Origin of the sequence: Streptoverticillium reticulum (assembly GCF_047456005.1) — a bacterium.
GTDB lineage: Bacteria > Actinomycetota > Actinomycetes > Streptomycetales > Streptomycetaceae > Streptomyces > Streptomyces reticulum.
In genome coordinates, this window is the sequence record NZ_CP179755.1 from 648,371 (window position 1) to 673,004 (window position 24,634).

At 72.8% G+C, this 24,634-nt stretch carries 22 protein-coding genes and 2 pseudogenes; 16 read left to right on the forward strand and 8 right to left on the reverse strand.

Translation table 11 applies throughout. From position 1 onward, the window contains the following. Nucleotides 1–18 precede the first annotated feature (18 nt). From ACMATS_RS02900 to ACMATS_RS02915, 4 genes and pseudogenes are all read right to left on the reverse strand, one after another. A complete protein-coding gene (locus ACMATS_RS02900; RefSeq protein WP_414166758.1) occupies nt 19–714 on the reverse strand; it encodes a thioesterase II family protein in 696 nt (231 codons plus the stop codon). After that, complete coding sequence (locus ACMATS_RS02905) at nt 711–3,302, reverse strand: amino acid adenylation domain-containing protein (RefSeq protein ID WP_414166759.1); 2,592 nt, start codon at nt 3,300–3,302, stop codon at nt 711–713. Before ACMATS_RS02905 ends, ACMATS_RS02900 begins: the two co-directional genes overlap by 4 nt. Beyond that, nucleotides 3,299–4,501, reverse strand: a complete 1,203-nt coding sequence (locus ACMATS_RS02910; RefSeq protein WP_414166760.1) for an acyl-CoA dehydrogenase family protein — start codon at nt 4,499–4,501, stop codon at nt 3,299–3,301. The genes ACMATS_RS02905 and ACMATS_RS02910 overlap by 4 nt, the downstream gene beginning before the upstream one ends. Nucleotides 4,502–4,525: 24 nt before the next feature. Beyond that, nucleotides 4,526–4,921 (reverse strand): annotated as a pseudogene (locus ACMATS_RS02915) (TetR/AcrR family transcriptional regulator); the annotation flags it as partial. Between ACMATS_RS02915 and ACMATS_RS02920 the strand changes: the two are divergent. The 15 genes and pseudogenes from ACMATS_RS02920 to ACMATS_RS02990 all read left to right on the forward strand — a co-directional run. After that, nucleotides 4,850–5,313, forward strand: a pseudogene (locus ACMATS_RS02920) (hypothetical protein); the annotation flags it as partial. The pseudogenes ACMATS_RS02915 and ACMATS_RS02920 sit on opposite strands and share 72 nt — an antisense overlap. An 84-nt stretch (nt 5,314–5,397) precedes the next feature. After that, on the forward strand, nt 5,398–5,772 hold the full coding sequence (locus ACMATS_RS02925) for a hypothetical protein (RefSeq protein ID WP_414166761.1): 375 nt from the start codon (nt 5,398–5,400) through the stop codon (nt 5,770–5,772). 68 nt (nt 5,773–5,840) lie between these two features. Next, nucleotides 5,841–6,794: an alcohol dehydrogenase catalytic domain-containing protein gene (locus ACMATS_RS02930; RefSeq protein WP_414166762.1), complete on the forward strand. Its 954-nt coding sequence runs from the start codon at nt 5,841–5,843 to the stop codon at nt 6,792–6,794. A gap of 64 nt (nt 6,795–6,858) precedes the next feature. Continuing rightward, on the forward strand, nt 6,859–7,338 hold the full coding sequence (locus ACMATS_RS02935; RefSeq protein WP_390781232.1) for a hypothetical protein: 480 nt from the start codon (nt 6,859–6,861) through the stop codon (nt 7,336–7,338). Nucleotides 7,339–7,631: 293 nt separating this feature from the next. After that, nucleotides 7,632–8,873 carry an MFS transporter gene (locus ACMATS_RS02940; protein ID WP_414166763.1) on the forward strand — a complete coding sequence of 414 codons (1,242 nt, stop codon included), beginning with the start codon at nt 7,632–7,634 and terminating at the stop codon, nt 8,871–8,873. A gap of 178 nt (nt 8,874–9,051) precedes the next feature. Continuing rightward, nucleotides 9,052–9,774: a Pr6Pr family membrane protein gene (locus ACMATS_RS02945; RefSeq protein ID WP_391152159.1), complete on the forward strand. Its 723-nt coding sequence runs from the start codon at nt 9,052–9,054 to the stop codon at nt 9,772–9,774. A gap of 358 nt (nt 9,775–10,132) precedes the next feature. Then, on the forward strand, nt 10,133–10,747 hold the full coding sequence (locus ACMATS_RS02950; RefSeq protein WP_414166764.1) for a hypothetical protein: 615 nt from the start codon (nt 10,133–10,135) through the stop codon (nt 10,745–10,747). Nucleotides 10,748–11,277: 530 nt separating this feature from the next. Then, the gene (locus ACMATS_RS02955; RefSeq protein ID WP_414166765.1) at nt 11,278–12,153 is read left to right on the forward strand and encodes a trypsin-like serine peptidase; all 876 of its coding nucleotides are present in this window, start codon (nt 11,278–11,280) and stop codon (nt 12,151–12,153) included. Nucleotides 12,154–12,380: 227 nt separating this feature from the next. Next, the gene (locus tag ACMATS_RS02960; RefSeq protein ID WP_414166766.1) at nt 12,381–13,955 is read left to right on the forward strand and encodes a hypothetical protein; all 1,575 of its coding nucleotides are present in this window, start codon (nt 12,381–12,383) and stop codon (nt 13,953–13,955) included. Then, a complete protein-coding gene (locus ACMATS_RS02965) occupies nt 13,952–14,170 on the forward strand; it encodes a hypothetical protein (RefSeq protein ID WP_414166767.1) in 219 nt (72 codons plus the stop codon). Before ACMATS_RS02960 ends, ACMATS_RS02965 begins: the two co-directional genes overlap by 4 nt. A gap of 9 nt (nt 14,171–14,179) precedes the next feature. Then, on the forward strand, nt 14,180–14,950 hold the full coding sequence (locus ACMATS_RS02970) for a hypothetical protein (RefSeq protein WP_414166768.1): 771 nt from the start codon (nt 14,180–14,182) through the stop codon (nt 14,948–14,950). Beyond that, a complete protein-coding gene (locus ACMATS_RS02975; RefSeq protein ID WP_414166769.1) occupies nt 14,947–15,309 on the forward strand; it encodes a hypothetical protein in 363 nt (120 codons plus the stop codon). Before ACMATS_RS02970 ends, ACMATS_RS02975 begins: the two co-directional genes overlap by 4 nt. After that, a complete protein-coding gene (locus ACMATS_RS02980; protein ID WP_414166770.1) occupies nt 15,306–17,195 on the forward strand; it encodes an alpha/beta hydrolase family protein in 1,890 nt (629 codons plus the stop codon). Before ACMATS_RS02975 ends, ACMATS_RS02980 begins: the two co-directional genes overlap by 4 nt. A gap of 59 nt (nt 17,196–17,254) precedes the next feature. Beyond that, nucleotides 17,255–17,473 (forward strand): hypothetical protein, encoded by a 219-nt coding sequence (locus ACMATS_RS02985; RefSeq protein ID WP_414166771.1) that lies wholly within the window; start codon nt 17,255–17,257, stop codon nt 17,471–17,473. A gap of 142 nt (nt 17,474–17,615) precedes the next feature. Continuing rightward, a complete protein-coding gene (locus ACMATS_RS02990; RefSeq protein ID WP_414166772.1) occupies nt 17,616–19,454 on the forward strand; it encodes an ABC transporter ATP-binding protein in 1,839 nt (612 codons plus the stop codon). Between the two features lie 165 nt (nt 19,455–19,619). Here the strand turns inward: ACMATS_RS02990 and ACMATS_RS02995 are convergent, their stop codons facing one another. Further along, nucleotides 19,620–20,492: an SAM-dependent methyltransferase gene (locus tag ACMATS_RS02995; RefSeq protein WP_414166773.1), complete on the reverse strand. Its 873-nt coding sequence runs from the start codon at nt 20,490–20,492 to the stop codon at nt 19,620–19,622. 112 nt (nt 20,493–20,604) lie between these two features. Next, nucleotides 20,605–21,432, reverse strand: a complete 828-nt coding sequence (locus ACMATS_RS03000) for an SDR family NAD(P)-dependent oxidoreductase (RefSeq protein ID WP_390781587.1) — start codon at nt 21,430–21,432, stop codon at nt 20,605–20,607. A 128-nt stretch (nt 21,433–21,560) separates the two neighbouring features. Between ACMATS_RS03000 and ACMATS_RS03005 the strand changes: the two genes are divergently transcribed. Next, nucleotides 21,561–22,070, forward strand: coding sequence for an LURP-one-related/scramblase family protein (locus ACMATS_RS03005; RefSeq protein ID WP_390781588.1), 510 nt, complete (start codon nt 21,561–21,563; stop codon nt 22,068–22,070). Between the two features lie 12 nt (nt 22,071–22,082). On the opposite strand, the gene ACMATS_RS03010 is transcribed toward ACMATS_RS03005, so the two are convergent. Together ACMATS_RS03010 and ACMATS_RS03015 are read right to left on the reverse strand one after the other, a co-directional pair. Beyond that, nucleotides 22,083–23,282 carry a cytochrome P450 gene (locus ACMATS_RS03010; RefSeq protein ID WP_414166774.1) on the reverse strand — a complete coding sequence of 400 codons (1,200 nt, stop codon included), beginning with the start codon at nt 23,280–23,282 and terminating at the stop codon, nt 22,083–22,085. A 152-nt stretch (nt 23,283–23,434) separates the two neighbouring features. Continuing rightward, a complete protein-coding gene (locus tag ACMATS_RS03015; RefSeq protein WP_390781590.1) occupies nt 23,435–24,568 on the reverse strand; it encodes an amidase domain-containing protein in 1,134 nt (377 codons plus the stop codon). Between the last annotated feature and the right edge of the window lie 66 nt (nt 24,569–24,634).

Consider the following 24,634-nt stretch of genomic DNA (forward strand, 5'->3'; position numbering starts at 1 on the left):
GTCGCCGGCCGCTGCTGCTCACAGGGCCGCGCGCACCGCGCCGTGCAGGTGCGCCGCAGCACTGTGCAGCAGCAGGTGACCGCCGGGCACGAACCGCACCGGGGCGGCGGCCGTGGTGTGTTCCCGCCAGGCGGGCAACCGTCCGTGGTCGACCAGCGGGTCCGACTGCCCGCACAGGACCGTGACCGGGCACGGAAGAGGCGGTCCGGGGCGGTATTGGTAGGTCTCCGCGAGCGCGTAGTCGGCGCGCAGCTGCGGCACGAGCACCTCCTGCAGTTCCTCGTCCGCCAGCACCTCCGGCGGCAGTTCGCCGCGCCGGCCCACCGCCCGCAGGAAGTCCTCGTCCGGCAGGGTGTGCAGCGCGCGGCCCGCGACCGCCTCGACGGGCGGCGGCCCGCATCCGCACACGAACAGGCGGCGCGGCGCCGGGCAGCCGCGGTGCAGCAGTGCCCGTACGGTCTCGAACGCCACCAGCGCGCCCAGGCTGTGCCCGAAGAATGCGTAGGGGCGGTTGGTCTCCGGGGCGAGCCGCCCGGCCAGGGTGCCGGCGGCCCGTGCCACTGTCGCGGGCCGCGCGTCCGGCCCGGTCCGGCGCGGCGGTTGGAGCGGCACCACGGCGATGCCGGGTGCCAGGGCCTCGGCCCAGCCACGGTACGCGGCCGGGGTGCCGCCCGCGTGCGGCAGGCAGTACAGCCGCGTCGGCGTACCGCTCACGGCAGCCCCCGCCCCTGCACGTCGCCGTCCTCGATGCGGCGCACGACACCGCCACAGGTGGGGTCCTCCAGGAAGTGCCGCAAGTCGATGCCGGCGCCGAGCCGGGTGCGCAGGCGCGCGACGAAGCGGGCCGCCTGGAGCGAGGTGCCGCCCAGGCGGAAGAAGTCGCTGTCGGGGCCGATGCCGGAGCGGTCCAGCACGTCGCCCATCAACTGCGCCACTTGCCCGGCCAGTTGCCCGTCCGCTGCGGCAGGCGCCGGGCCCTCCTGCACCGGCGTCAGCGCGGCACGGTCGACTTTGCCGTTGGGCAGCAGCGGGAACGCCGGAAGGATCTGTACGACACCGGGGACCATGTGCGCGGGCAGCCGTTCACGGAGCCAGCCGATCAGCTCCTGCCACAACGGGCTGTGCGTTCCGTCCACGGCGTCGGTGCTCTCGGCGTCCTGCGCGTGGCCGTCGCAGGCCGCGAAGCCGACGAGCCCGCTTGCGCCGACCGCCTTCACCACCGCCTGCCGGACGGCCGGATGCTCCTCCAGCGCGGCCTCGACCTCGCGCGGCTCCACCCGGAATCCGCTCACTTTCACCTGGTCGTCGGCGCGGCCGAGGAAGTCGAGGGCGCCGTCGGGGCGGTGGCGCGCCAGGTCCCCGGTCCGGTACATCCGCGCCCCGGCCTCCGCGGCGAACGGGTCGGGCAGGAAGCGCTCCCGGGTGTCCCCGGGGCGGCCCCGGTAGCCGCGGGCCACGCCGACGCCGCCCACGACGAGCTCGCCGGTCGCGCCCACGGGCACCGGCGCCCCGGCGTCGTCCAGGAGATAGGTGCGCACTCCGGCGAGGGGGTGTCCGATGGGCACGCCCTCGGCGATGTTGTCCGGGGTGCAGTGCCACCAGGTGGCATCGATGCTCGCCTCGCTGGGCCCGTAGAAGTGGTACAGCCCGGCGTGCGGCACGGCCGTGAGGAACCGGCGGGCGAGCTCCGGCGACAGTGCCTCGCCGCCGGCGAAGACGTGCCGCAGTGCCGTGGCCCGCTCGAGACCCGGCTGCCAGTCCAGGAGCACATCCAGCAGGGAGGGCACGAGGGTCAGCGCCGTGACGCGCTGGTCGACGACGGTGTCCAGCAGCAGGCGGGGGTCCCGGGCCCCCTCGGGCGGGGCCAACACGAGCCGGGCGCCGCAGACGAGCGGGGCGAGGATCTCCCACGCGGCGACGTCGAAGCCCAGCGGGGCGTGGTGCAGCACCGCGTCCCCCGGGCCGTGCCGGAACATCTGCCGCTCCCAGCGCAGACGGTTGGCCAGCCCACGGTGTTCGACCTCGACGCCCTTGGGGGTGCCTGTGGAGCCCGAGGTGTAGACGACGTACGCGAGGGACCCGGGCCGGGCGTCGTCCGGTGGCGGCCCGGCAGGAGAGGCACGGATCTCGTCGGCGTCGGCGTCCGTACGGACCAGCGGGGCCGGAGTCGCGGGGAGGCGGCCGGCCCACGGGTCCGCCGTGGCGATGGCGATCGCCCGGCTGTCGGCGGCCATGAACGCCAGCCGGCGCGGCGGGTAGGCGGGGTCGAGCGGCACGTACGCGCCGCCGGCCTTGAGGACAGCCAGCACCGCCACGACCAGGTCGACGCCACGTGGCAGACAGATGCCCACGGTGGTGTCCGCGCGCACGCCGCGGCGACGCAGTGCGTGGGCGAGCCGGTTTGCACGCTCGTCGAGTTGACGATACGTCAGATATGCTCCGTCCGGTGCGCACACGGCCGGGAGGTCCGCGAACCGCCGTACGGAATCCGCGAAGAGGACGTGCGCGCACTCCGGTCCCGGCACCGGGGCGTGGTCCGCGCGCCAGGCGGCCGGCACCCGCCGGGCCAGCAGCCGTGCCGCACCGGGTACTTCACCCTGACAGGCCGCTTCACCTCGACCGGCCTTGTCGGCCGTTCCGGTGCTGTCCGCCGTCCCGGGCCTGTCGTCGGGCCGGGCCCCGGCGGCCAGCAGCAGCCGGTAGCAGGCGCTGACCGGCTCCTGCCGGGTCAGGCCACGTGCGCCGTGGACGTGCAGGGCATGCCCGACGGCGTCGAAGGCGGTCGCGTCGGCCAGGTCGGCGAACGCCGCGGCCCCGGCCCGCACGCCCTGCGCCGCGTCCACGCGCGCCGCGAGCTCGCAGGCACGCAACCACAGGCCCCGGACCCGCACATGGTGGGCCGCCAAGGGGAACGTCACGGCTTGAAAGCGGGAGAGGGGGCCGTCGAACTGGCGGCGGGAGCGGGCATACGCGACGGCCTGGCCGAGGGCTCGCCGCGCCAGCCCCAGCAGGTACGCGCCACGCCGCAGCCGGACTCTCGCCCCGTGCACGCCCCTGCCCTCCGCCGCGGCCAGCCGGTCGAGCACCGCGGTGCCGTGCAGGGCATGGCCCAGCTGCTCGGCGAGGAGCACAGCCTCCGCCTCGCCGAGACCCGGGCCCCCGCGGTCGGCCGCCAGGGTCAGGCGCAGCCAGCCGTGCCGGTCACAGCGGGCGCACACCTCGTCCTCGTCGGCGGCCGCGGCGAGTTCGGCCTCGAAGTGCGCGGCCAGCTCCTCCTGCGCGGACGACAGGCGCGTCCTCATACGACCGCCTCCGCCGCCCCCTCGTCGGGAGCGCCGTCGCGCAGGGTGCGCGGCGCGGCGGCGGACGAGGCCTGGTCGAGCAGGGCCGAGGCGACCGTGGCGAGCATCATCTCCGAGGTGCCGGCGGCGAGGGAGAGGGCGGGCAGCTCGCACAGCGCGTCCGCCAGTTCGGCTGCGGCCGGGTCCGCTTCCCGCGCGCCGCCCTCCCATGCGGGGCCCACCTGCCAGGCCAACCGGGCGACCTGCGAGGCCAGTTCACCATTCCACCACTTCGCGGCGGCGGCTTCCGCGGTCGTGTCCTCGCCGGACGCGAGGCGCGCGACGCAGTCCCAGGCGAGCAGCCGCGCCGCCGCCAGCTTCTCCGACAGACGCACGGCGCGCTCGTCGGAGCGCGGCACCGCACCGAGCCGGTCGAGCAGATCCAGCCAGCGCCTGGCCCGGCCGTAGAGATACACGCCGGTACGCTCCAGCGTGAGCGCGTCGTTGATGAGCTGCCAGCCCCCGCCGCACGGGCCGATCAGCGCGCCGGCGGGCACCCGGACGCCGTCGAGCACGATGCGCTGGAACATTTCGGGGAGGACGCCGGGCACATCCTCGATGTGTACACGGCGGTCCCGCAACGGCACCAGGAACACACTGATCCCCGCATAGCGGCTCGCCCCGCTGCCGGTGCGCGCCGCGCAGATGCCGTAGTCGGCGACGTGACCGCCCACGTTCCAGCATTTCTCGCCGCTCAGCCGCCAGCCCGGCCCGTCCCGGACCGCCCGGGTGCGCAGGGCCCCCAGGTCGGATCCCGCGCCCGGTTCGCTGTACAGCACGCAGCACAGCACCTCCCCGGCGGCCATGGCGGGCAGGTGCTCCGCCTTCTGCCGGTCGTCGCCCGCGGCCAGCAGCGTCCGGCCGGCGTTGTCGATCGTGTTGACGCGGGCGCTGTCCGGGACCCCGCACAGCGCCATCTCCTCGGCAACGACGGCCGCTTCGGCCAGGGACGCCCCGAGTCCGCCGTAGCGGGGCGGCCAGTCGGGGGCCAGCCAGCCGCGGGCGCCGAGCGCACGGTAGGCGTCCCGGGGCAAGGGCTGCGGGCGCGCGCCGCGCAGCCCGGCGAGCTCGCGCTGCACGGCGTCGCCGTGCAGCAATTCCCGTACCCCGGAGCGTATGCGCTCCTGTTCGGCAGTGAAGGCGAACGGGGATGCGTACATGGGAGCGGCCCCCTTCCTGTTGCCTCAGGACTCCTGCGGGCGGAGATCCTCTTTCCTGCCGGGTTTCCCCTTTTCCTTTCCACATGCGGCGAGTTGACGATGTGGCGTGAAGACGACGGCGCGGAGCAGACCGTGCCACCGTCGGTAGTGCTCCGCCTCGTACGGACTGCTGCTCCCGTCCTCCTCCAGGGCCGGCGCGAGGCGCCGGTTGTCGAGCTTGAAGCACAAGACGGCGTCGAGCAAGGCAAGTACACGCTCCTGGGGTGGGGCGCCGGGCCCCAGGGGCGGTGGGCCGGCCTCGACGGATTCCCCGATCGGTTCGAGCCGCGCCTCGTACAGCGCGCGGAGCAGGCCCGCGCGATCGCCGAAGGCACGGAAGAGCGTGCCCTTGCCGACGCCGGCCGCTGCCGCGATGGCGGCCCGGCGGTGGGGAAGGTGCACCAGGCCCTGCCCGATCTGTTCGCACAGTGGGCGGTGCTGCGGCCTTCGTGGTTCATGCAGAACTTCACCGGCGCGCATGCGCACGCTCTGAGCATCCGTGAGGACGGCGCCGTCCTGACCGCAACCGGGAGCGGCCGGGTCGGCTTCGTCGATGCCGAGGACATCGCGGCCGTCGACTGCCCTACGAGCAGTTGCGCGATCGCCTCGCCGAGCTGATGCCGGTGGAGTTCGCCGCGATGCTGGCCGGCATGGACCGCGCCACCGGTCGGCCCGCGGGGACCTTCCGCACCCTCCTCGAAAGGGAGATGCAAAAGGGAGATGTAGGGGATATCACCGAACTTCTCTTGCACAGAGAGGAGTTGACGCCATGACACCCTTGTTTGAAGATGCAATGGCTTTAGCGGCTCACCGCTGCCCGGACCGTTCCACCGTTCCGCCCGAAAGGAAGCGCGCTCATGTCTGCACTCAGGAAGAAGTATCTGACCGGTGGCGCCGTCACCGCCTCCGGGGCCGCGCTGTTGATGGGCTTGGGCCTCGCCCAGCCTGCCGCGGCGACCGGCCTGCCCCACGCCCCCGTGGCCTATTTCTCCGCAGGCCAGGACTTGACGGGCAGACAGATGCCGGTCGACATGAGCAACACCGCCTGCCAGAACCTTCCGGAGCCCGCCCTGTCCGCGGTCAACTTCACCGCCGCCGATATCGAGGTCTATTTCGACCGCGACTGCCACACCGGGCTCCCCGGCCGGCCCAGTGACTTGTCCTTCGGGCTCGGCAGTCTGCACCAGGCCGACTTCCCCTACCCGGCCCTCAGTTACAAGGTCGTCCGCTGATCCGCATCAGCCGGTAGTCCCCGGCCCCCTCGTCCGCGCCCGCAAGGACACCGGCATACATTGCCCTCATGCGAACCGTAGTGATCAATTCGCAAGGGACGTTCCAGCTGGAGCAGCGTCCGGAGCCGGTCGCGGGACCGGGGACGGTGGTGGTCCGGGTACGGGCTGCGGGGCTCAACGCCGCCGACCTGCAGCAGGCACGCGGGGACTACCCGGCGCCACCGGGCTGGCCGGCCGACGTGCCCGGCCTGGAGGTCGCCGGCCAGGTCGAGCAGGTCGGACCCGGTGTCGTGGGGGCCGCGCCGGGAGATCGGGTGATGGCACTGGTCGGCGGTGGCGGCCACGCCGAGCGGATCGCGATCCCCGCCGATCTCCTCCTGCCGGTGCCGGAAGGCCTGTCGTGGCAGGAGGCCGCCGGCTTCCCGGAAGCGTTCAGCACTGCCTGGGACGCCCTGGTCACCCAGGCCGGGATCCGCGCCGGTGACCGGGTCCTGGTCAGCGGCGCGGCAGGCGGGGTGGGCACGGCCATGGTGCAGGTGGCCGCGGTCTCCGGGGCGCACGTCGTGGCCAGCGTGCGACGAGCCGAACTCCACGACCGGGTGAAGTCACTTGCCCCCGAAGGCCAGTTGGACGTCGTCACGCCCAACGAGGAAGCCGCGCACGCGCCGTACGACGTGATCGTCGAACTGGTCGGCGGCGAGGACTGCCTGCAGCGAGTCGCCCTGCTCCGCAGCCGCGGCAAGGTCCTCGTCGTCGGAGTCCAGGCCGGCACGACGGCGCCACTGCGGATGTTCGACCTCATGCTCGCGCGAGCCCAGCTGATCGGCACGACCATCCGCGGGCGCTCACCCGCCGAGAAGGCGCTCCTCGCCGCCACCGTGCGGACGTCCGTGATGCCGTTGCTGGCCCGGGGCGGGCTGCGCGTGCCCGTCGACGCGGCCTTCTCCCTCGACCGGTTCACGGACGCCTACGACCGCCTGGCCGGTCCGGGCAAGTTCGGGAAGGTCGTCCTGGTGCCCTGAGCAGGCGCAAACGTCGCCGTGAAAGCCGTTCGACCCGTTGATCCGTGGGTGCAAGCATGTACCCATGTCGTCGGTCGCATCAGCAGCCCGCAAGCTTCAGGACCATGCCGTTCTCTGGAGCCTCCGCGAAGTCTCGGCAGCGGACGTCGTCTCCGCTGCCTGTGACGCCCTCGTTGCCGGCCTCGACAGTCCTGCTCTGCAGACCCTCGCCGCCTGCACTCGTGCCGAAGCGGATTACGACGTCCCGGACCTACTGCCCTCGGCGCTCGATGAACTGGGGCTCGTCTTCTACCCCGTCGGCAGCATCGCCGGCCGGGAAGCCGCAGCGCGTGCACTCGCGAGGCGGATGCTGGCCGGCGAACTGACGCCGCCGGATCTGGCCTTCCGCGTCCACAACCGCTTCGGGCACGAACTGCCCCTGACCCGGCGGCTCGCCGAGCTCGACGACGAATACCGCATCCTCGAATACGGCGACAGGACACTCGCGCACATCGACGCCGACGTCACCGCCGAAGCCATGCGGCTCACTCGGGCACCGGCGTAGATCCACATCACGCCCTCGACCCCGAGCGGGCCGAGGGCCACGCCGACGCCGGTGTCCCGGCCCCGGCCGACGGCGGCGCGGCCGAGCAGAAGGTCCGGGCCGCGTACGCCCGTGCCCGCGCACAGGTCCACCAGGTTCACCAGGTCCACCAGGTCGACGGGGCAGGCGCGGAAGCGCACAACGCATAGTTGTGCTTTCCTGGCTCGTCGGTTGTTTGATCCCGCCAGCTGCAAGTCGCTTTGATGCCGGTGATCAGCGTGTGATCGTTCGGAGCGGCGAGGGGTGTGTGGGGTATGGCGGGCAGGCGGGCACTGGGGCGGCGGTTCGGGTGGATGTGGGGGGCGTTCGCCGTCAGCTCCTACGGCACTGCGTTCGGGTTCGGCGCGTTTCCCCTGATCGCGATCCTCGTGCTGCACTCCGGGCCGTCCCAGGTGGCGGCGCTGGCCGCGGCGGGACGGGCCGTGGGAGCGGTGGCCGCAGTGCCGCTGGGTCCGTGGGTGGAGTTCCGCCGCAAGCGGCCGGTCATGATGGCGATGGACCTGACCCGGTTCGCGGCATTGGCGAGCATCCCCGCCGCCTTCGCGCTCGGCTTGCTCACCTTCGCCCAACTCCTGGTTGTCTCCATCGTCGTCGCCACGGCCAACATCGCCTTCAACGCGGCCAGCGGCGCGTACCTGAAGTCGCTCGTGCCGCCGGAGGACCTGCTCGTCGCGAACGGCCGGTTCGAGTCCACGACGTGGACCTCGATCGTGGTCGGACCGCCGCTCGGCGGGGCTGCGGTCGGGATGTTCGGCCCCGTGACGACCGTGGCGGCCGACGCGGTCAGCTATCTGCTCTCGGCGCTGGGCATCCGCGCCATCGGCGGGACGGAACCCCGTCCCGAGCGCACCGGCGCACCGCGCCTGCGGGCAGGCGATCTGCTCGAAGGCTGGCGCCACATCCTCGGCCACTCCACGCTGCGCCCGCTGCTGTTCAACGCGATCGTGGTCAACGGTCTGATCATGGCCTCCGAACCGCTGCTCGCCGTCCTCCTGCTGGGCCCTCTCGGGTTCGCGCCCTGGCAGTACGGTCTCGTCTTCGCGGCCCCGTGCATCGGCGGCCTCGTCGGCTCACGCCTCGCGCCCCGGCTCGTCGCGCGGTTCGGGCAGCGCAAGGTGCTCCTCACCTCCGGGGCACTGCGCGCCTGCTGGCCCCTCGGGCTGGCCTTCGTCCAACCCGGCATCCCCGGCATCGTCCTCATCATCACCGTCCAGTTCGGCCTGGTGACCTGCTGCGCCGTGTTCAACCCCGTCCTGGCCACCTGCCGCCTCGAACACACCGCCCCCGACCGGGTCGCCCGCACCCTGACCGCATGGTCGGTCAGCAGCAGCGCCGCCATCGCCACGCTGACCGCCCTGTGGGGCCTGCTCGCCGCCCTCACCGGCCCCCGCACCGCGATAGCCGCCGCCGGAGTCGTTCTCCTGGCCACCCCGCTGCTGCTCCCGCGCCGCGAGAAAGCGGCCCAGGTCACAGCCCGGACGGTTACGGACGGATAACAGTGCCGGGCAGCGTCCGAGCGTGCAGGCAGCAGGCATTCTGCACCCTTTTCCCCCGAACACCCCTTCAGGAGCGGTGGAATCCGGCGGGTCGTCCCGGTCTGGTGCGACGGCCCGCCGCCTCCCGCCCCCGCCGGCGACCGGATCATCAGCACCGGCCCACCCGTACCGTGGACGGATGATCGATCCGTCCTCCTCTCGTAGCCGCGTGGGCACGACGAGCACCGCAGGCGTGCCGGCGGCGGCCGTCGTCCCGCTGCACCGCCGTCCCGTCGCGGCGGTCTTCCGCGCCCTCGTCTCCCTGGCCGCGCTGACCGGTGTCGCCTTCGACGTGACCGATTCGCACGACCTCGGGCGGCTCTTCAGCTATTTCACGGTCCAGTCCAATCTCCTGATCGCGCTGGTCTTCGCCTGGTCCGCCCACCGCGCCTGGACCGCCCGGCCCGCCGTGTCCCCCAGGATCACCGGCGCAGCCCTCCTCTACATCTGCATCACGGGCATCGTCTTCCACTTCGTGCTCGACAACGCCTCCAGCGGCTTCTCCATGACCGCGGACCGCACGCAGCTGGAATCGATCGCCAACCAGCTCCTCCACACGGTCACCCCCATCGCGGCCGTGCTCGACTGGCTGCTGCTGACCGCACCGGGCCGCTTCCGGTTCGTCTTCGCGGCGCAGTGGCTGGTCTACCCGCTGCTCTACTTCCCCTTCGCCCTCGCCCGCGGCGCCCTCCTCTCCCCGGGCACCGACGGCCGCTACCCGTACCCCTTCCTCGACGTCGACCTCCACGGCTACCTCGGCGTGCTCGGCAACGCCGTGACCTTCGGCCTGGCCTTCTACGTCCTGGGCCTCGCGGTCTTCCTGGTCGACCGTTTCCGCCCCGGGCCGCACGCTCCCCGGTGACCGTCTCAAGGGTCAGCCGGCTGCCTGCGGGCCGCCCATCCCGGCCGCGCCGTCCGACGACGGCGCGGCCGTTTGCATCAGTTGCGCCGACCCCAGCCGGAGCGGGGGCGCAGCAGCACGGCGGCCAGGATGGCCGGTGCGGTGATGAGCAGGGCGAACGTGACGATCGAAATCCCGGATGCGGGCGGCTTGTTCACGGATCCTGAGGCGTGGTGATAGCCGGGGTGCAGGGGCACGGGCGGGTGCGCAGGCGGCCGCGGAGCCGGTGAAGAGGGCGGCGGGGAGGGGGAAGGGGACGGGGCGGCCGGCGGGTTGGGGGCCGCCGGTGCCGGCGGGTTGACGACAGGGACGGCACCGGGTGGCGGCCCGGCGGGACCGGGCGCCGCCGGACCGGGCACACCGGGGGCAGGCGGTACGGGCCCGGGTGCCGGGGGCGCCGGAGCAGGAGGAGCGGGCGGGGCCGGGGCAGCGGGTGGGGGTGCCGGGGCGGGCGCAGGGGGCGGCACCACGACCGGGGGTGCCGGGGGTGCCGGAGCAGGGGGCGCCGGGGCGGGAGGAGCCGGAGGCGCAGGGGCCGGGGGTACCGGAGCCGGAGGCGCGGCGCCGCCCGGAGGGACAGCGCCACCCGGTGGCACGGCCCCGCCCGGCGGAGGCACGGGAGCAGGCGCCGCACCTCCGGGAGGCGCAGGCGCCACTCCGCCCGGAGGCGCAGGCGCCGCACCGCCCGGAGGAGCGGGGGCCGGAGGTGCACCTCCGGGAGGCGCGGGCGCAGGGGGCGCACCGCCCGGAGGCGCAGGCGCAGGAGGAGCCCCGGGTGGCGCACCGCCCGGAGGAGCAGGAGCCGGAGGGGCAGCACCGCCCGGGGGCGCCGGAGCCGGAGGCGCGGGCGGCGCGGGAGGCGGCGCGGCCCCCGGCGGGGCCGGCTTCGGGCAGGTCAGCCCCGGATGCACCAACTCCGCATGCGCATCGATGACGACCACATGCGCGTCCACGCAGATCTGCCCTACGCCGGTGTCGACCGCATCTGCGGTCACCGCGCCTCCCAGCGCCCTCACATGGGCGTGCGACGGCGGGTGGTCCGGCACCCGGAGCGGCAGGTTCTTGGTGAGCAGATTCTTGGCGACCACCGACAGCACCGGCGCCCCGGTGATTGCCGCAGCCGCACTCCCGTCGTCCGCAGCAGCGGCACCCGCAGGCGCCAGGACGGCCACCGCCGTCAACGTCACCGCACACCCGGTCCTCAGCCACAGCCATCCCGTCACGCGGACCAGCGTGCTCAATCATCCCCGCGTGCAAGCGAGTTCACCCCCGAATTCCTCCGATGGACGGAAAATTTCCTGAGCACACCGCGCCCGGCGCGCGTCGGTGGTCTGCGACCCGCCGGACCGCCGAAGGCGGCCAAATCCCGGACGGTGCAGCCGTTTCTGTGTACCGTCCGTCCTGATTCCGCGCTGCTCCCCTGCAGACCCGCATCCCCCGGACCGAGAGAGCGCCAGGACGCAGATGCCTTCGACGACCGGCCCGGCGGCCCCCGGGCGAAGATCCTGTCCGCCCCTTGTCGCCGCCTTCCTCCTCGCCCTGCTCCCCCTCGCCGGCTGCGCCCAGGGGCCCGGCGAACAGGAAGGGGGGCTGGATGGTTCGTCCGCGCCGAGCCTCTGGTCGAGTTCCCGGCTGGTGCATGCGAGGGCGATCGTCCACCATCCGGGCACGTCCCGCACGGCGCGGCCCACGCTGTCCAACGCGCGGGTCGGTGCGCTGTTCGCCCACGACACCTCAGGGGACCACTTCTGCACGGCCAGCGTCGTGGCCAGCCCCGGCAGATCCCTTCTGATCACTGCGGCGCACTGTGTGCACAGCGGGGGCCGCGGCGGCTACAACAGCGACATCGTCTTCACCCCGGCCTATCGCAACGGCCGTACGCCCGACGGGATCTGGCAGCCGTCGTCCATCGTCGTCGACCCGCGCTGGGCCGATGCCGGGGACCCCGACTTCGACGTCGCGTTCATCGTGCTCAAGCCGTTGAAGGGCAAGCACATCGGCGAGGTGCTGGGCGCCAACAAGCTGGGCACCGACAAGGGTTTCACCAACAGGGTGCGGGTCACGGGCTATCCGGAAGGCGGCGACGAGCCCATCACCTGCGGCAACCGCACCTCGCAGCAGAGCGCGCACCAGATGCGCATCGTCTGCACGGGCTACAGCGGCGGGACGAGCGGCAGCCCGTGGCTCGTCGGCTTCGACCCGGTCACCCAGAGCGGCTCCGTCATCGGCGTGATCGGCGGCTACCAGCACGGCGGCAACACCGACGACGTCTCCTACAGCCCCTACTTCGACGCCGCGGTCCGGAAGCTCTACGAACAGGCCGTCGCCCGAGAGAAGTGACGCGGCACGACGCGGCACGAAAGCCCCGGGAATTCGACGGCGGTGCGAGGCGGCAACGCAACCGGGCGGCCAATAGGACGATTCAATTATCGGAAGTCTTTTTTGGCATTCCAACGCCTTGACGCGTCAACCCGTCAGGACCACCATCACGAAAAGGGGCGTAATTTCGTCGGCCATTCGGATGGGGGTTCCCGATGGCATTTCTGGCCGCATGCGCAGCGGGAGGTGTGCGCACCGGATTCGCGGGGGCCGTGGAGGACGGGCGGGTGGCCGTGGACTCCCTGTGCTCCTGCGGGAACCGTCACCGGGCTGCGATCGGGGGGCGCGGCGAACAGCCGGTCACGGCCGGGGTCTTCGCCACTGCGGGCCGCATCGCCGAGACGTGGGTGTGCCCGCGCACCGGGGAACTGGGGCGCGGCGCCCTGTCCCAGGTCCCGCTCTTCTATTCCGTGTTCAACAGTTCAGTCCGTTTCTCCACCGATCTCCGGGAATTGGCGGGCGAAACGACGGAGCCCTGGCCGGCGGCGGTCGCGGCGGCGCTGGACGGTGCGGTGCTGCCCGCGCCGCTCACCCCTTACGAGAATGTCTTCCAACTGGCCTGCGGAACGGCCCTCTCAGTGAGCGGCGGGCACGAGCGGCTGGACCTCGCGGAACTCGATCTCGCCGAACTCGCCCACCGCGCCCGGCGGCTGGTCGGACGGTGCGGCCCGGTCGCGACACTGCGCCGCGCGCTCGCCCACGCCGCCGCCGACACACCGGCCGGCGCGGCCGACGGGCTGCTCGGGGACGGAGGCGGCCTGGGGGCGGCGGCGATCGCGGCATCCTGCGGCGACCAGGTGCGCAGGGTGCACCTCCACGTGGACGTGCCGGTGCTGGAGCGCAGGCGGGCGCGGCTCGTCCCGGGCACCACCCTGATCGACGGGACGCAGACCTGGCTGCAGGCCTGCAACCGCTTCGGGGCCTGCTACGCCCACGAGGCCGACCCCTGGCCGCCCGGTCCGGAGCTGCTGGGCCCGGGCCCGGTCCGGCTGTTGAGCGGCCGGGCGCTGGTCCGGGCGCTGACCGGGCCGCCCACCGGTGCGGGACGGCTGCGGACCGGCTGGATGCGGCTGGCCGGTGCCCCTCCGGTGCCCGCTCTGCGCGGGCACCGGGGCTGGCGCGCCTGGCTGCCACCGGAGCACGCGGCATCCGCACCCGCGGAGCCGTCTCCTCCTGCGGACGTCGAGCGTGACCGCCTGGAGCCCGCGCGCTGGATGTCGCAGGCCGCGCGGGCGACCCGGGCGCCGGTCGGCTCCGCCGACGCCGGCAGCCACCTGGTGCCCGCCGAGGGTGCGGGCGCCGCACTCGCCGCCGTCATCGACGCACTGGAGTCCAGGCCGTTGCCCTCCCGGCGGCCCAACGGTCCCGAACCAGTGCTGCTGAGCGCGCATCCGGTGGTGGTCGGGGCCCTCGCGCACCTCGCCCTCGACGGCCGGCTGCGCCGGCGCCTGCGCGGCGGCTACGTCGATCCGGTGCCGCTGCTGCGCGAGTTGGTGCCCGTGGGGTGGCGGCCCGCCGACACCACACCCGCCGAACGCGAAAAGCTCCTCGCGGCGGCCTTCGTGACGCGCTGCCTGGCGACGACCGAACAGCGCGCCCGGCTGCTGGCCCGGGTCGAGTCGAGCCCGTGGATCGACGCCGACCGCCTCAAGGCCGTGCTGGCCGACAGCCGCAAGGTCCTCTTCGACGCGCCCGCCCTGCACCGCCTGTACGTCACGGCGGAGCGGTACGGCGAAGCCATGCACACGGCGGTGCCGCAATGATCCTGGTCCTGAACGAGGGAGTGCGCCTGGTCGTGATGCCGTTCGGCGACGCCGTCGTCATCGACCGGACACGGCTCGGCGTCCAGCAGATCAGCACCCGTCTCGCGGGCCTGATCCAACAGCGCGCCGTAGTGGACCTGTTGCTGCCGCCCGCGCTCACCGAGGAGATCCGCCGCGGCCTGGCGGACGGCTGGATGTCGTTCGAGGAGGGGTGAGGAGGGGGCATGAACGTTCTGTCCGGTGGGGCCGCGATCGCGGCGGGCTGCGGTCTGCTGTGGCTCAGCCTGGTGGCCAAGCTCGCCGACCGCGAGTCGGCGCGCATCGTGTGGCCGGTGACCGGCCGCCTCGGCACAGTCCTCGGGCCCGGTGCGGTGTCGGCCGCCGAGGCCCTGGTCGTGGCCGTGCTGCTGGCCCCGCTCCCGGTGGCCGTGCGGCTGCTGCCGCTCGCGGCGTGCTTCAGCGCGTACGCGGCAGCCGCGACGGTCCTGCACGGGCGCCGCTGCGCCTGCTTCGGCGGCTGGCTGCCCACCCGCTTCTCGGCACTGCACGCGGTGGGCTGCGCATGCGTCGCCGCCCTCGCGGTCACGGGAGTGCCCGGCGACCTGTCCGTCCGCGCGGCCACGGTCGTGGCCGCCTCGTCCGTGGCGGCGGCGAGCGCCGTGGCCGCGGGGCTGTGGTGGCGCGCCGCCGCCCGCGCGCGCCAACCGGTGGGCGACGTCGACCACTTCGTGGTCTTCACCGCGGAGTCATGCCCGTACTGTGCTGCGCTGGAGGCCCAGCGCAGCAGGTACGCGGCGCTGACGGACAAGTCGCTGGAGTTCCGGCAAGCCGTCACCGAGGAGGACGCCGAACAGGCCGGCCGGGCGTTCCCGGCGGTGGTCGGCTACGACAGAGACGGCGTCCCTGTGACCGGGCCCGTCCACGGGCTGTCGCTGATCCGCGACGTGCTTCGGCGTTCCGCAGCCGACCGCGCGCTGACGGGGAGCACACGATGATCGCCGAACTGCGGACCTCGCTGCGGCTGCGCCGGCGCACGCTGCCCGAGCTCATCGAGGAGGCGGAGCGATCCGTGGAGTGCACGGCCGGGGCGCGCCCGCCGGTGACCGCGGTGCTGGTCATGCGGCGCCTGCTGTCCGGCTTCGGCACGTCCATGGACGAGACCGCCGCCGTCGTCGCCGCCCTGCGGCACTGCGGCTACCCGGCACAACTGGTCCTGGGGGCCGAGCCCCTTCCGGCGAACGACGGCGAGTACCCGGTCTTCACCTGGGTCGCGGTGGACGGGGTGCCGGTCGACACCGACCGGCCGCCCGACACCTATCTGATCGAACTCGCCAGGTTCCCCGAACAACCATGACCGGCTTCGCGCGGACGGTCCACGCCCTGCTGAACGACCCGGCCGGGACGGTCACCGGCTCGGCCGGCGAAGGGTACGGCTGGGCGGTGCACCGGCACCGCTACCCGCCTGCCGTGCCCGGCGACGACAGTGCTCCTGCCGGGCTGCGCACCGGGCAGTTGGAGACCGTCTCGCCGGACGGGCGGCACTGGGCGCCGCCCGAGCTCCACGACGTGCTCGGACAACCGGCGCACAGCGCAGGGCGGTTCGCGGGCACGGCACTCGTCGGCGGCGAGCCCCGCTGCTGGATCGCCGACGTCCGGGCGCGGCGGGTGCGGCTGCTGGACACCCCGGCGGCAATGACCGCGGGCGACGGGACACCCGTCGCCTGGAGCGGCGGCGCGCTCGTCCTGCCCGCCGCCGCACCCGCGCGACTGCGCGAACCCCAGTACCTCTTCGAGGCCGTACCGGGGCAGCGCATCCGGATGGCCCTGGCCGAGGCCACCGCCGAACACCTGCGGCTGCACTACCGGTTCGCCGACCCCGCCTCCGGCACGCTCCGGCACGCCGGCCTGGCGCCCCGCGGCTACCGTGACGTCCGCGCCACCGCCCGGGGAGCCGTCGCCGCCCACGCACCCGGCCTGGTCGCGGCCGCCTGGCCGGACGGCGCCGGGGAGCAGGTGATCGAACTGGACGGCGCCCCGCTGCTGGACTTCCAGTGGCTCGGCGGCCTCGTCCTGGTCACCGGGCACGCGGACGGCTTCGACATCGTCTCCTGGAACGGTGCCGCGCGGCGCGTCCTCCACCGGCACCACGGACGGTTCCTGCACAGCGACCACGCGGGGCTGCTGACGGTTCTGGCGCAGCACCGGGACGGCGGGCACGCCGTCGTGGTGGTGGACGGCGGAGCCGTGCACGTGGCCGGACTCGACGGCCACCCGGTAACTCCCCTGCAGATCCTGGCCGTCGGCCCGCGCACCGCCGACAGGATGCGCTTCGCCACCCTGCACGCCGGCAACGAGGCCGTGATGTGGAGCATGGCCCCCGGCGCGACGGCGGCCGTCCCGCTGTCCCGTCACGCCCTGCCCGGCAGCAGGCGGCCGGTCACCGTACGCCGCTGGCAGGACGTCGCGTTCGGCGGTGTCACGGTCCCGGAAACCCCGTCCGCGGCCGCCCCTGCGCCCGTCCGGCTGCGCACGGGACGCTCCGGCACCGAGGCGTACCTGCATCTCCCGCGCGGCCCGGCGGCGGGCGTGCTGGTCTGGCTGTCCCAGGCGGCCGGCCGGTACGTCCCGCTCGGGCCCGACCCCGCGTGGCTGGCCCTGGACGGGCACGCGGTGCTCGACCTGCGCCTGGACCTCGGCTGGTGGCGGCGCACGCCGGACGAGCGGATCCGGCCCCGGATCGTCCGGCAGATCCGCGAGGGCGTCCTGCGCAGCGGGCTCGACCGGTACACCGGCCCCGTCCCGCTGGCCGTGGGCGGCACCAGTTTCGGTGCCACGCTCGCCCTCATCGCGCTGGCCGACTGCGACCTGTTCGGCGCAGGCGTCGCGCAGAGCGGCGCCTACTCCCGTCATCTCACCGCCCTCGGCTTCCAGGACGAGACCCGCAGCCTGTGGGAGGCCCCGGGTCTCTACCGGGATGTCGATGCCATCGTCCGGGCCCCGGACATCCGGATGCCCGTCCTCATCATCCACGGCGAGGACGACCGCAACCCGGCCACACCGCTCACCCAGGCACTTCTCCTCTTCCAGGCGCTCGCCGCCAACGGGACCCGCGCCCGGCTGGCCGTGCTCCCGGGAGAGGGCCACACCGTACGGACACGAGAAGGACTCGCCGCGAGTCTGGCGGCGAAATCCCACTGGCTGACCACGACCGGAAAGGAGGCGAGCACCCGCCGTGCCTGAAGGCAGTGCACGGACACGCACATCACCGAACACGCCTGAAAAGAAAAGGAATCACGACCATGCGAAACATCGAGGACATCGCCACCACGCGCACGGGCATCACCATGGTGTCCTACACCGCGTCCCGCGAGGCCAACTGCTACTGGGACGGCACAGCGCCGTTCTGCGCGGGCAGCTGCCCCTCGGGCTACAACGAGTGCCGTACGGACAGCTGCGGCGACGGCGCGTGCTGTATGAGCGGTGTCAAGAAGTACTGCTGCCAGGGAGCTTGCTCCTAATTGAAGGTCTTCACCGGCAGGTGAGCACCTGACCCTCACAGCGGCACAGGCATGCAATTGCCTGTGCCGCCCGGTCCCCCGCGCCCCGAAGGGGCGCGGGGAACTGCGCGACCAGCCACGAACGGCCCGCAGGGAGAGGCCAATGAGCAAACACCACGATGCTCCGGACGGCGCCCCCGCACAACGGCTCCCGTTCAACAGCCTCCGGCTGCTCATCGTCTTCGGCCTCTCCGCGGCCTGGCAGGCCGACCGCCACCGGCTGATCGTCGTCCTCGCCCTGCAGGGCGTCCAGGCGCTGGGCACGGGCGGTGCGGTCCTGGTCGGGAAGAACGCCCTGTCCGGGCTGACCGGATCCACAAGCGGGCAATCACCCTCGCTGGGCACGTCCGCCGGGTACGCCGCGGCCTTGCTGGCCATGGGGTTCGTGGGCAGCATCGTCAAACAGGCCCTGGAATACCACCAGTCGATGTTCCGGCTGAGCATCGAGCGCGACGCGGTGGAGCGGGTCGTCGCGGCCGCGGCGCGGGCCGAGCTGGCCGAGTTCGAGAATCCGGAGTTCCACGACCGGGTCAGGCTCGCCCTCACCGCCGCGCAGGCGTACCTCCCGCAGCTCCCGGCACTGCTCGTGACCGCCCTGCGCGCGGTCGCCACGACGGTCACGGTCGGGGCGGCGCTGACCACCATGGTGTGGTGGCTGTTCCCCCTGTTCGCCGTCGCCACGATCCCGGCCGTCCGGGTGTCGATGTGGCGGCAGCGTGCAACGTTCGCCCTGGACCGGCGGCTCGCCGAGAACAGCAGGACCCGCTGGTACCTGATCGATCTGCTCACCGGCCGCGACCAGGCCAAGGAGATCCGCGCGTTCGGGCTGGCCGGGGTGTTCTTCGGTCGGCTGTCGGACTGTTACGACCAGGTCCTGGCCAAGGAGAGGGTGTTGAAACTGCGGGTGCTGCGGCGGGAGGTCCTGGCCCGGCTGGCCGGTGACGCCACGGTCGCCGGCGCCCTGGCCGTCGTGATCGCGGCGGCGGCCGCCGGGCAGCTCGGCACGGCGTCCGCGCTCACCGCCGTGGCGTGCCTGTTCTTCGCCGCGCAGCAGGGCGTCATGGTCAGCACGGCCCTCGGCGGTGCCAATGCCTCGGCGTTCTACCTCGATGCGCTGCGGAAGTTCACCGCCGCGCCCACCGGGTCACCGGCCGCCGCTCCCCCGCTCACCGGCCGTTCCTTCGCCGTGCTGGAGGCCCGGGAGGTCTCGTTCACGTACCCGTCGGGACGCCGGCCCGCGCTGGAGCGGGTGTCGGTCCGGCTGCACGCGGGCGAGACGGTGGCGCTCGTGGGCGAGAACGGCTCGGGCAAGACCACGCTCACCAAGCTGCTGTCGGGTCTGTACCGGCCGGATGCGGGCGAACTGCTCGTCGACGGCAGGCCGGTCGTGGACCCGGCGGAGCTGACGGTGACCTCCACCGTCCTGTTCCAGGACTATCTGCGCTACTGGTTCACCGCGGGCGAGAACATCGCCCTGGGCGACCCGCGGTACCTGGGCGATGCCGCCAGGACCGTGCGCGCGGCGCGGCGGGCCGGCGTGCACGACATCGTCACCGGTCTTCCCTCCGGATATCGCACGCGGCTCGGCCCCCAGTTCAGCGGCGGCGCGGACCTGTCGCCCGGCCAGTGGCAGCGGATCGCCCTGGCGCGCGCCTTCTTCCGGGACGCGCCTCTGGTCATCCTGGACGAACCGACGGCGTCGATGGACCCGTGCGCCGAGGCCGAACTCTTCGACCGCATGCGGTCCCTGTTCGCCGGGCGCACGGTCCTGCTGATCTCCCACCGCTTCTCCAGCGTGCTCGCGGCGGACCGCATCTACGTGCTGCAGCGCGGACGCGTCGTCGGGAGCGGGACGCACGAGGAGCTCATGGGGGTGAACGACACGTACCGTCAGCTTTATCTGGCCCAGGCGGGCGCATATTTGAGGGCCGGTGCCCCGTAAGGGGCGCGGGGAACTGCGCGACCAGCCCCCACCGGCCCGCAGCCGACGCACCACCCAGGGGTCCGGGGCGAAGCCCCGACAACCGCAACTGCGGGCGCGTCTGGGGGCACCTCCCAGCGGTAGCTGGGGGATGGTCGCGCAGTTCCCCGTGCCCCTTACGGGGCGCTAAGGCAACCGGGCAAAGACGTGCACGGCCTCCCGCTTCGCGAACTCGTCACTCAGCGGGCGCCCGTGGGCTGCGGCCGCCTCCTCGGCCGCCACGCTGCGCGTGCGCCAGCCCAGGTCCCCGAGGCGGTCCGCCGGCTTGGGCCGCCGGTCGGTGTGGATCAGGCCGCTGATGTCGACGCCCATGCTGCGGATGCTGCCGTCCGCAGCCGATTTGCCCATCGCCGCCGCGACGTTGCCGAAGGTCTCCACCGCGAAACGGCTGCCGGGGGCGGAGAGCCGGTGGATCTCCTGGAAGAGCTCCTCCTCGGCCTCCGGGGGAAGGTAGGGCAGGAGCCCTTCCGCGAGCCAGGCGGTGGGCCGCGATCGGTCGAAGCCCGCCGCTTCCAGCGCCGTGGCCCAGTCGTTGCGCAAGTCGACGGCGACCGGCCGGTGTTCGCAGGAGGCGGCCACTCCCTGCTCGCGCAGGACGCGCAGCTTGAAGTCCAGGACCAGCGGCTGGTCGATCTCGTAGACGACGGTCCCCGCCGGCCAGGGCAGCCGGAAGGCCCGGGCGTCGAGCCCCGAGGCCAGCACCACCGCCTGGGTCACGCCGGCCGCTACGGCCTCCTGGAAGAAGTCGTCGAAGGCCCTGGTCCGTACCGCGATGTACGTGGAGGTGTCGGGCCAGTACCGCCGCGCACCGTCGGCCTCGGCCTCGGCAGCCGTCGTCGGCATCGGCACGGGCGGCCGCGCCTCCTCGACGAAGCGGACCGCGTACGGGTCCTGGATGAGGGCGTCCGGCCGACTGGTCTCGACGGCTCTGGCGGCCGCCACCGCCAGTGCGGTGATGCCGATGCCCGAGACGATGTCCCACTGCTGGTCGGTGCTCACGAACGCCTCCTGCGATCCACCTCGTTGAACAGGTGGCCATGCTAAGCATGTGCAGGCGATCAACACCAGGTCGTAGCTCCAGGCAACTTGCTCAGTTGATTCTGACGGAGCGTCAGCCCTGTCCCCTCCCCCGCGGCTCCATACGGAAGGCGAAGCCCGCGGTCCCGGGGTCCACGGACGTCACCCCGCCATCGACCGTGAGCACCGCACCGTTGACGAAGGAGGCGGCAGGGGACAGCAGCCAGCCGATCGCCTCCGCCACCTCCTCCGGCCTGCCCGGGCGGCGGGCCGGGATGAGCCGGGCCGCCTCCTCGTACGCGGCCTCCAGGCCCTCCGCCCCCTCCCCCAGCTGCTCCTCGTCGGCGAAGCGGGCCATGCGCCGGTCGGCCATCTCGGTGCGGATCCAGCTGGGGCAGACGGTGTTGGCCCGCAGGCCCTGCGGCCCGTAGTCGACCGCGAGCGAGCTGCACAGCTGCAGCAGGGCCGCCTTGGAGGCGGCATAGGCCGCGTTGCCGACCCCGTTGCGCAGAGCAGCGACGGAGGCCACGGCGACGACCGAGCCCTGCACCTGCAACAGGTGCGGCAGAGCGGCACGCATGAGGTGGAACGGGCCGTTGAGGTTGATGCTCATGACGGCTTCCCAGTCCTCCACCGCGAGGTCGCCGACGGCGCCGCTGCGGCCGATCCCCGCGTTGAGCACCAGCCCGTCGAGCCGCCCGTAGGCGGAGACGGCCGCCTCGACCAGCGCCCGGGCGGCATCCGGGTCGGCGGCGTCCGACGGGTGGGCCAGGGCGCCGGTCTCCTCGGCGATGCGCTGCAGCGGTCCGGGCCTGCGGCCGGAGACGACCACCCGGTGCCCGGCGGCACGCAGCAGTCTCGCCGTTGCGGCTCCGATGCCCGTTCCCCCGCCGGTCACGATGACAACTCGTCGGTCGGTCATGGCCGTCCTGCCTCCCGGTGATCGCGTACAGGGTGTTCGATCATACGGAGCCCCCGCTCCGACCGACTACGCTCGGAAGGGATACAGTGCCGCCGCCCGGACGGGCGTGGTGAACGGGGGTCAGGAATATGCGCTATCTGGTACGCGACCGCATGCTCGCCTTCCACGAGGAGGCGTGGGTCGAGACCGAGCACCGGGAGAAGATTTTCAAGGTCAACAGGAAGTTCTTCCGGCTGCGCGGCACCTTCGTCTTCGTGGACGCCCAGAACAACCAGGTGGCCAGCATCGTCAAGAAGTTCTTCACCCTCCACCACACGATCCTCATCGAGCGGAACGGCGTGGTGGAGGCGCGGATCAGCAAGCGGGCGTTCACGTTCTTCGGGGACCGCTTCAAGGTGAGCCTGCGCGACGGGCGGCGGCTGCGGATCGCCGGCAACTTCTGGGACAAGGAGTTCGACATCCAGGACCGGGACCAGGGCGTCACCCTGGCCCACATCTCCCGGCGCTGGTTCACCATCCGCGACGCCTACGCCGTCGACGTGATGAGCCAGGAGGACCCGACGCTGCTGATCATTCTGGCGGTGTGCGTGGATCACACTCTTCAGGACATGAAGGGTGAAAAGGTAACCAACCTCTGAAATGTGGAGTTTTCAGCACTTCACCCGCAGTTCCCGCAGCCCCCGGATGACGAACCCCGGCTTCCACTGCGGCTCCGCCACCAGTCGCAGGTCCGGCACCCGCTGCAGCAACGCACCGAAGACCGCGGCGAGTTCGAGCCGGGCGAGCGGCGCCCCCAGGCAGTAGTGGATCCCGGCGCCGAAGCTGAGGTGGGCGCTGCCGGTGCGGGTCACGTCCAGGCGCTCGGGGTCGGGGAAGACGGCGGGGTCGTGGTTGGCGGAGCCGAGCAGGAGGGCCACCTCGCTGCCGCGCTCGATGACGGTGCCGTCGATCTCGATGTCGTCGAGCACCCAGCGCTCGAAGAGCTGCAACGGGGTGTCGTAGCGCATCAGTTCCTCGACCGCCTGCGGCACGAGCGCAGGATCGCGGCGCAGGGCGGCGAGCTGGCCGGGGTGGCGGAACAGCGCCCACCAGCCGTTCCCGGTGGTGTTGACGGTGGCCTCGTGGCCGGCGTTGAGGAGCAGGGCGCAGGTGGAGACCACCTCCTGCTCGGTCAGCCGCTCGCCCTCGTCGCAGGCGGCCACCAGGGCGCTGATCAGGTCGTCGGCCGGGCGGGCCCGGCGGTCGGCGATCAACTCGCGCAGGTAGGCGGAGAACTCGACGGAGGCCTGTACCGCGCGCTGTGCCGTCGCCTCGTCCGGATTGAGCTCGTACATCCCGCAGATGGCGGCCGACCAGGGCCGCAGCAGCCCGCGGTCGGCTTCCGGGACGCCGAGCATCTCGGCGATGACGGCCACGGGCAGCGGCTCGGCCACGTCCGCGATCAGGTCGCCGCCGCCCTCGGCGAGGAGACCGTCCACCAGCTCGCGCACCAGCCGTTCGACCACGGGCGCCAGGGCGGTGACCGTGCGCGGGGTGAACGCCTGCGTCACGAGGCGGCGGATCCGGGTGTGGTCGGGGGCTTCGAGGTCGAGCAGGCCGTTGTCGTTGAGGACGTGGAAGGGCTCGTGCGCGGCGGGCGGCGGGGTGCGCCCGAACTCCTCGTGCGTGAAGCGGTGCAGATAGGTCCGCCCCAGCCGCCGGTCGCCCAGCAGGGCCCGGACGTCCGCGTGATGCGGCACCAGCCACTGCCCGCTCGGGGCGAACCAGTGGACCCGTCCGGCAGCACGCAGCTCGGCGAAGCCGGGATAGGGGTCGGCGACGAAGGCGGGAGACCAGGGATCGAAAGCCATGTGCGGATGCTAGCCCCGTCAGGGGCGCGGGACCGTTACGTCATGCGGCTCCGCCGCGTGGGCGCGATCAGCCACAGCCGACCCGCAGACAAAGGCACACCGGCCGTGCACCCCGCCCCGCAGGGAGCGAGCCGCACGACCGGTGCCGTTCATCAGGTGCGGTACGCGAAGTACACCGAATCCGGGTTGGCGGCGATGATGCTCGCCACCGACTTCCGGAAGGTGTTGGTGGAGTGGTACGTCACGTACGGGATGCCGAGCCGGCTCCGGTAAGTGACGATCATGGAGTGGTCCTTGGACCCGTCGCCCTCGAAGTCCATCTGCAGGATGTCGCCGACGTCCATCTGGTAGACGTTCGCCAGGCTGGTCGCCCGCTTCGAGGTCATGGCGAACGTCGACCACTCGTTGACGCCCACCCACGAGGTGGAGTCGGCCTTGGAGTTGGACCACCACTTGCGGGAGTCCGAGGCCGAGCCGGCCTCGTCCTTCCATCCGCCGGCCTTGAGGGCCTGGCTGATGAAGTTGGTGCAGTCGCCGCCCTGGCCGTTGTAGTCGCGGTACTGGGGGTTGTAGTTCCGCCAGTACTTCTCCGCGTAGGCGGCCATGGCCTTGTAGTCGTAGCCGCCCGGCTTCTGGGACTTGGGCACCGAACGCGCCGGCCAGTCGATGGACGCGGGCGTGGCCTTGAGGGGACCGCCCTTGTCCGGCGTCGCAGCCGGCGTCTTCTGCGGCTGGTTGATGGCCCGGGGGCCGTCGTCCAGCGGCTTCATGTCCGCGAGCTCCCACTTGCCGCCCGACACGCGGTGGAAGTTGAGCTCGTGGTGGGCCGTGAAGCCCGTGGTGCGCGGCTCGTCGCCACGGAGCTGCTTGTAGTGGTAGACCGTGACCTCGGTGACGACGACCGTGGCGCGGCCGCCCTTGACCGAGGTGCTGTCCGTGGTGACCCGGGTCTCGGCCCCGGTGTACGCCTCGCCGAGGGAGTTGAGGCGCTTCTTACGGGTCCGCAGCGAGGACAGACCGTCCTCCTCGTTGCGCTCCCAGCGGCTGGAGAGACGGACCTTCTTCTCGTTCGTCTCTATTCGGCTGCCCTGACGGTTGCCGTCGACGAGCACGGCCGAGCGCTGCGTGATCACGTCGTCGGCTATGCGGCCGAAGGAAGCGGCCGTTGCCTTGTCCACGGTGTTGCGGGCCTCGCCCGCGTTCGCGAAGGTGCTGGGCAGCAGCACTGCCCCCACGCCCGCAGCCGCTGCCACGCCGACGGCGATTTTCAGCGTCTTTCTCTTCACGTAGTGACTCCTTGCCTCCCGGCCCGAGCGGACCGGGCGACGGAATCTTCGCACACACTTCCATCA

Coding starts and splice junctions, on each gene's coding strand:
- ACMATS_RS02905 (WP_414166759.1), bottom strand. CDS start 3,302: ATGAGGACGCGCCTGTCGTCCGCGCAGGAGGAGCTGGCCGCGCACTTC.
- ACMATS_RS02910 (WP_414166760.1), bottom strand. CDS start 4,501: ATGTACGCATCCCCGTTCGCCTTCACTGCCGAACAGGAGCGCATACGC.
- ACMATS_RS02925 (WP_414166761.1), top strand. CDS start 5,398: ATGTCTGCACTCAGGAAGAAGTATCTGACCGGTGGCGCCGTCACCGCC.
- ACMATS_RS02930 (WP_414166762.1), top strand. CDS start 5,841: ATGCGAACCGTAGTGATCAATTCGCAAGGGACGTTCCAGCTGGAGCAG.
- ACMATS_RS02935 (WP_390781232.1), top strand. CDS start 6,859: ATGTCGTCGGTCGCATCAGCAGCCCGCAAGCTTCAGGACCATGCCGTT.
- ACMATS_RS02940 (WP_414166763.1), top strand. CDS start 7,632: ATGGCGGGCAGGCGGGCACTGGGGCGGCGGTTCGGGTGGATGTGGGGG.
- ACMATS_RS02945 (WP_391152159.1), top strand. CDS start 9,052: ATGATCGATCCGTCCTCCTCTCGTAGCCGCGTGGGCACGACGAGCACC.
- ACMATS_RS02955 (WP_414166765.1), top strand. CDS start 11,278: ATGCCTTCGACGACCGGCCCGGCGGCCCCCGGGCGAAGATCCTGTCCG.
- ACMATS_RS02965 (WP_414166767.1), top strand. CDS start 13,952: ATGATCCTGGTCCTGAACGAGGGAGTGCGCCTGGTCGTGATGCCGTTC.
- ACMATS_RS02970 (WP_414166768.1), top strand. CDS start 14,180: ATGAACGTTCTGTCCGGTGGGGCCGCGATCGCGGCGGGCTGCGGTCTG.
- ACMATS_RS02975 (WP_414166769.1), top strand. CDS start 14,947: ATGATCGCCGAACTGCGGACCTCGCTGCGGCTGCGCCGGCGCACGCTG.
- ACMATS_RS02980 (WP_414166770.1), top strand. CDS start 15,306: ATGACCGGCTTCGCGCGGACGGTCCACGCCCTGCTGAACGACCCGGCC.
- ACMATS_RS02985 (WP_414166771.1), top strand. CDS start 17,255: ATGCGAAACATCGAGGACATCGCCACCACGCGCACGGGCATCACCATG.
- ACMATS_RS02990 (WP_414166772.1), top strand. CDS start 17,616: ATGAGCAAACACCACGATGCTCCGGACGGCGCCCCCGCACAACGGCTC.
- ACMATS_RS03000 (WP_390781587.1), bottom strand. CDS start 21,432: ATGACCGACCGACGAGTTGTCATCGTGACCGGCGGGGGAACGGGCATC.
- ACMATS_RS03005 (WP_390781588.1), top strand. CDS start 21,561: ATGCGCTATCTGGTACGCGACCGCATGCTCGCCTTCCACGAGGAGGCG.
- ACMATS_RS03010 (WP_414166774.1), bottom strand. CDS start 23,282: ATGGCTTTCGATCCCTGGTCTCCCGCCTTCGTCGCCGACCCCTATCCC.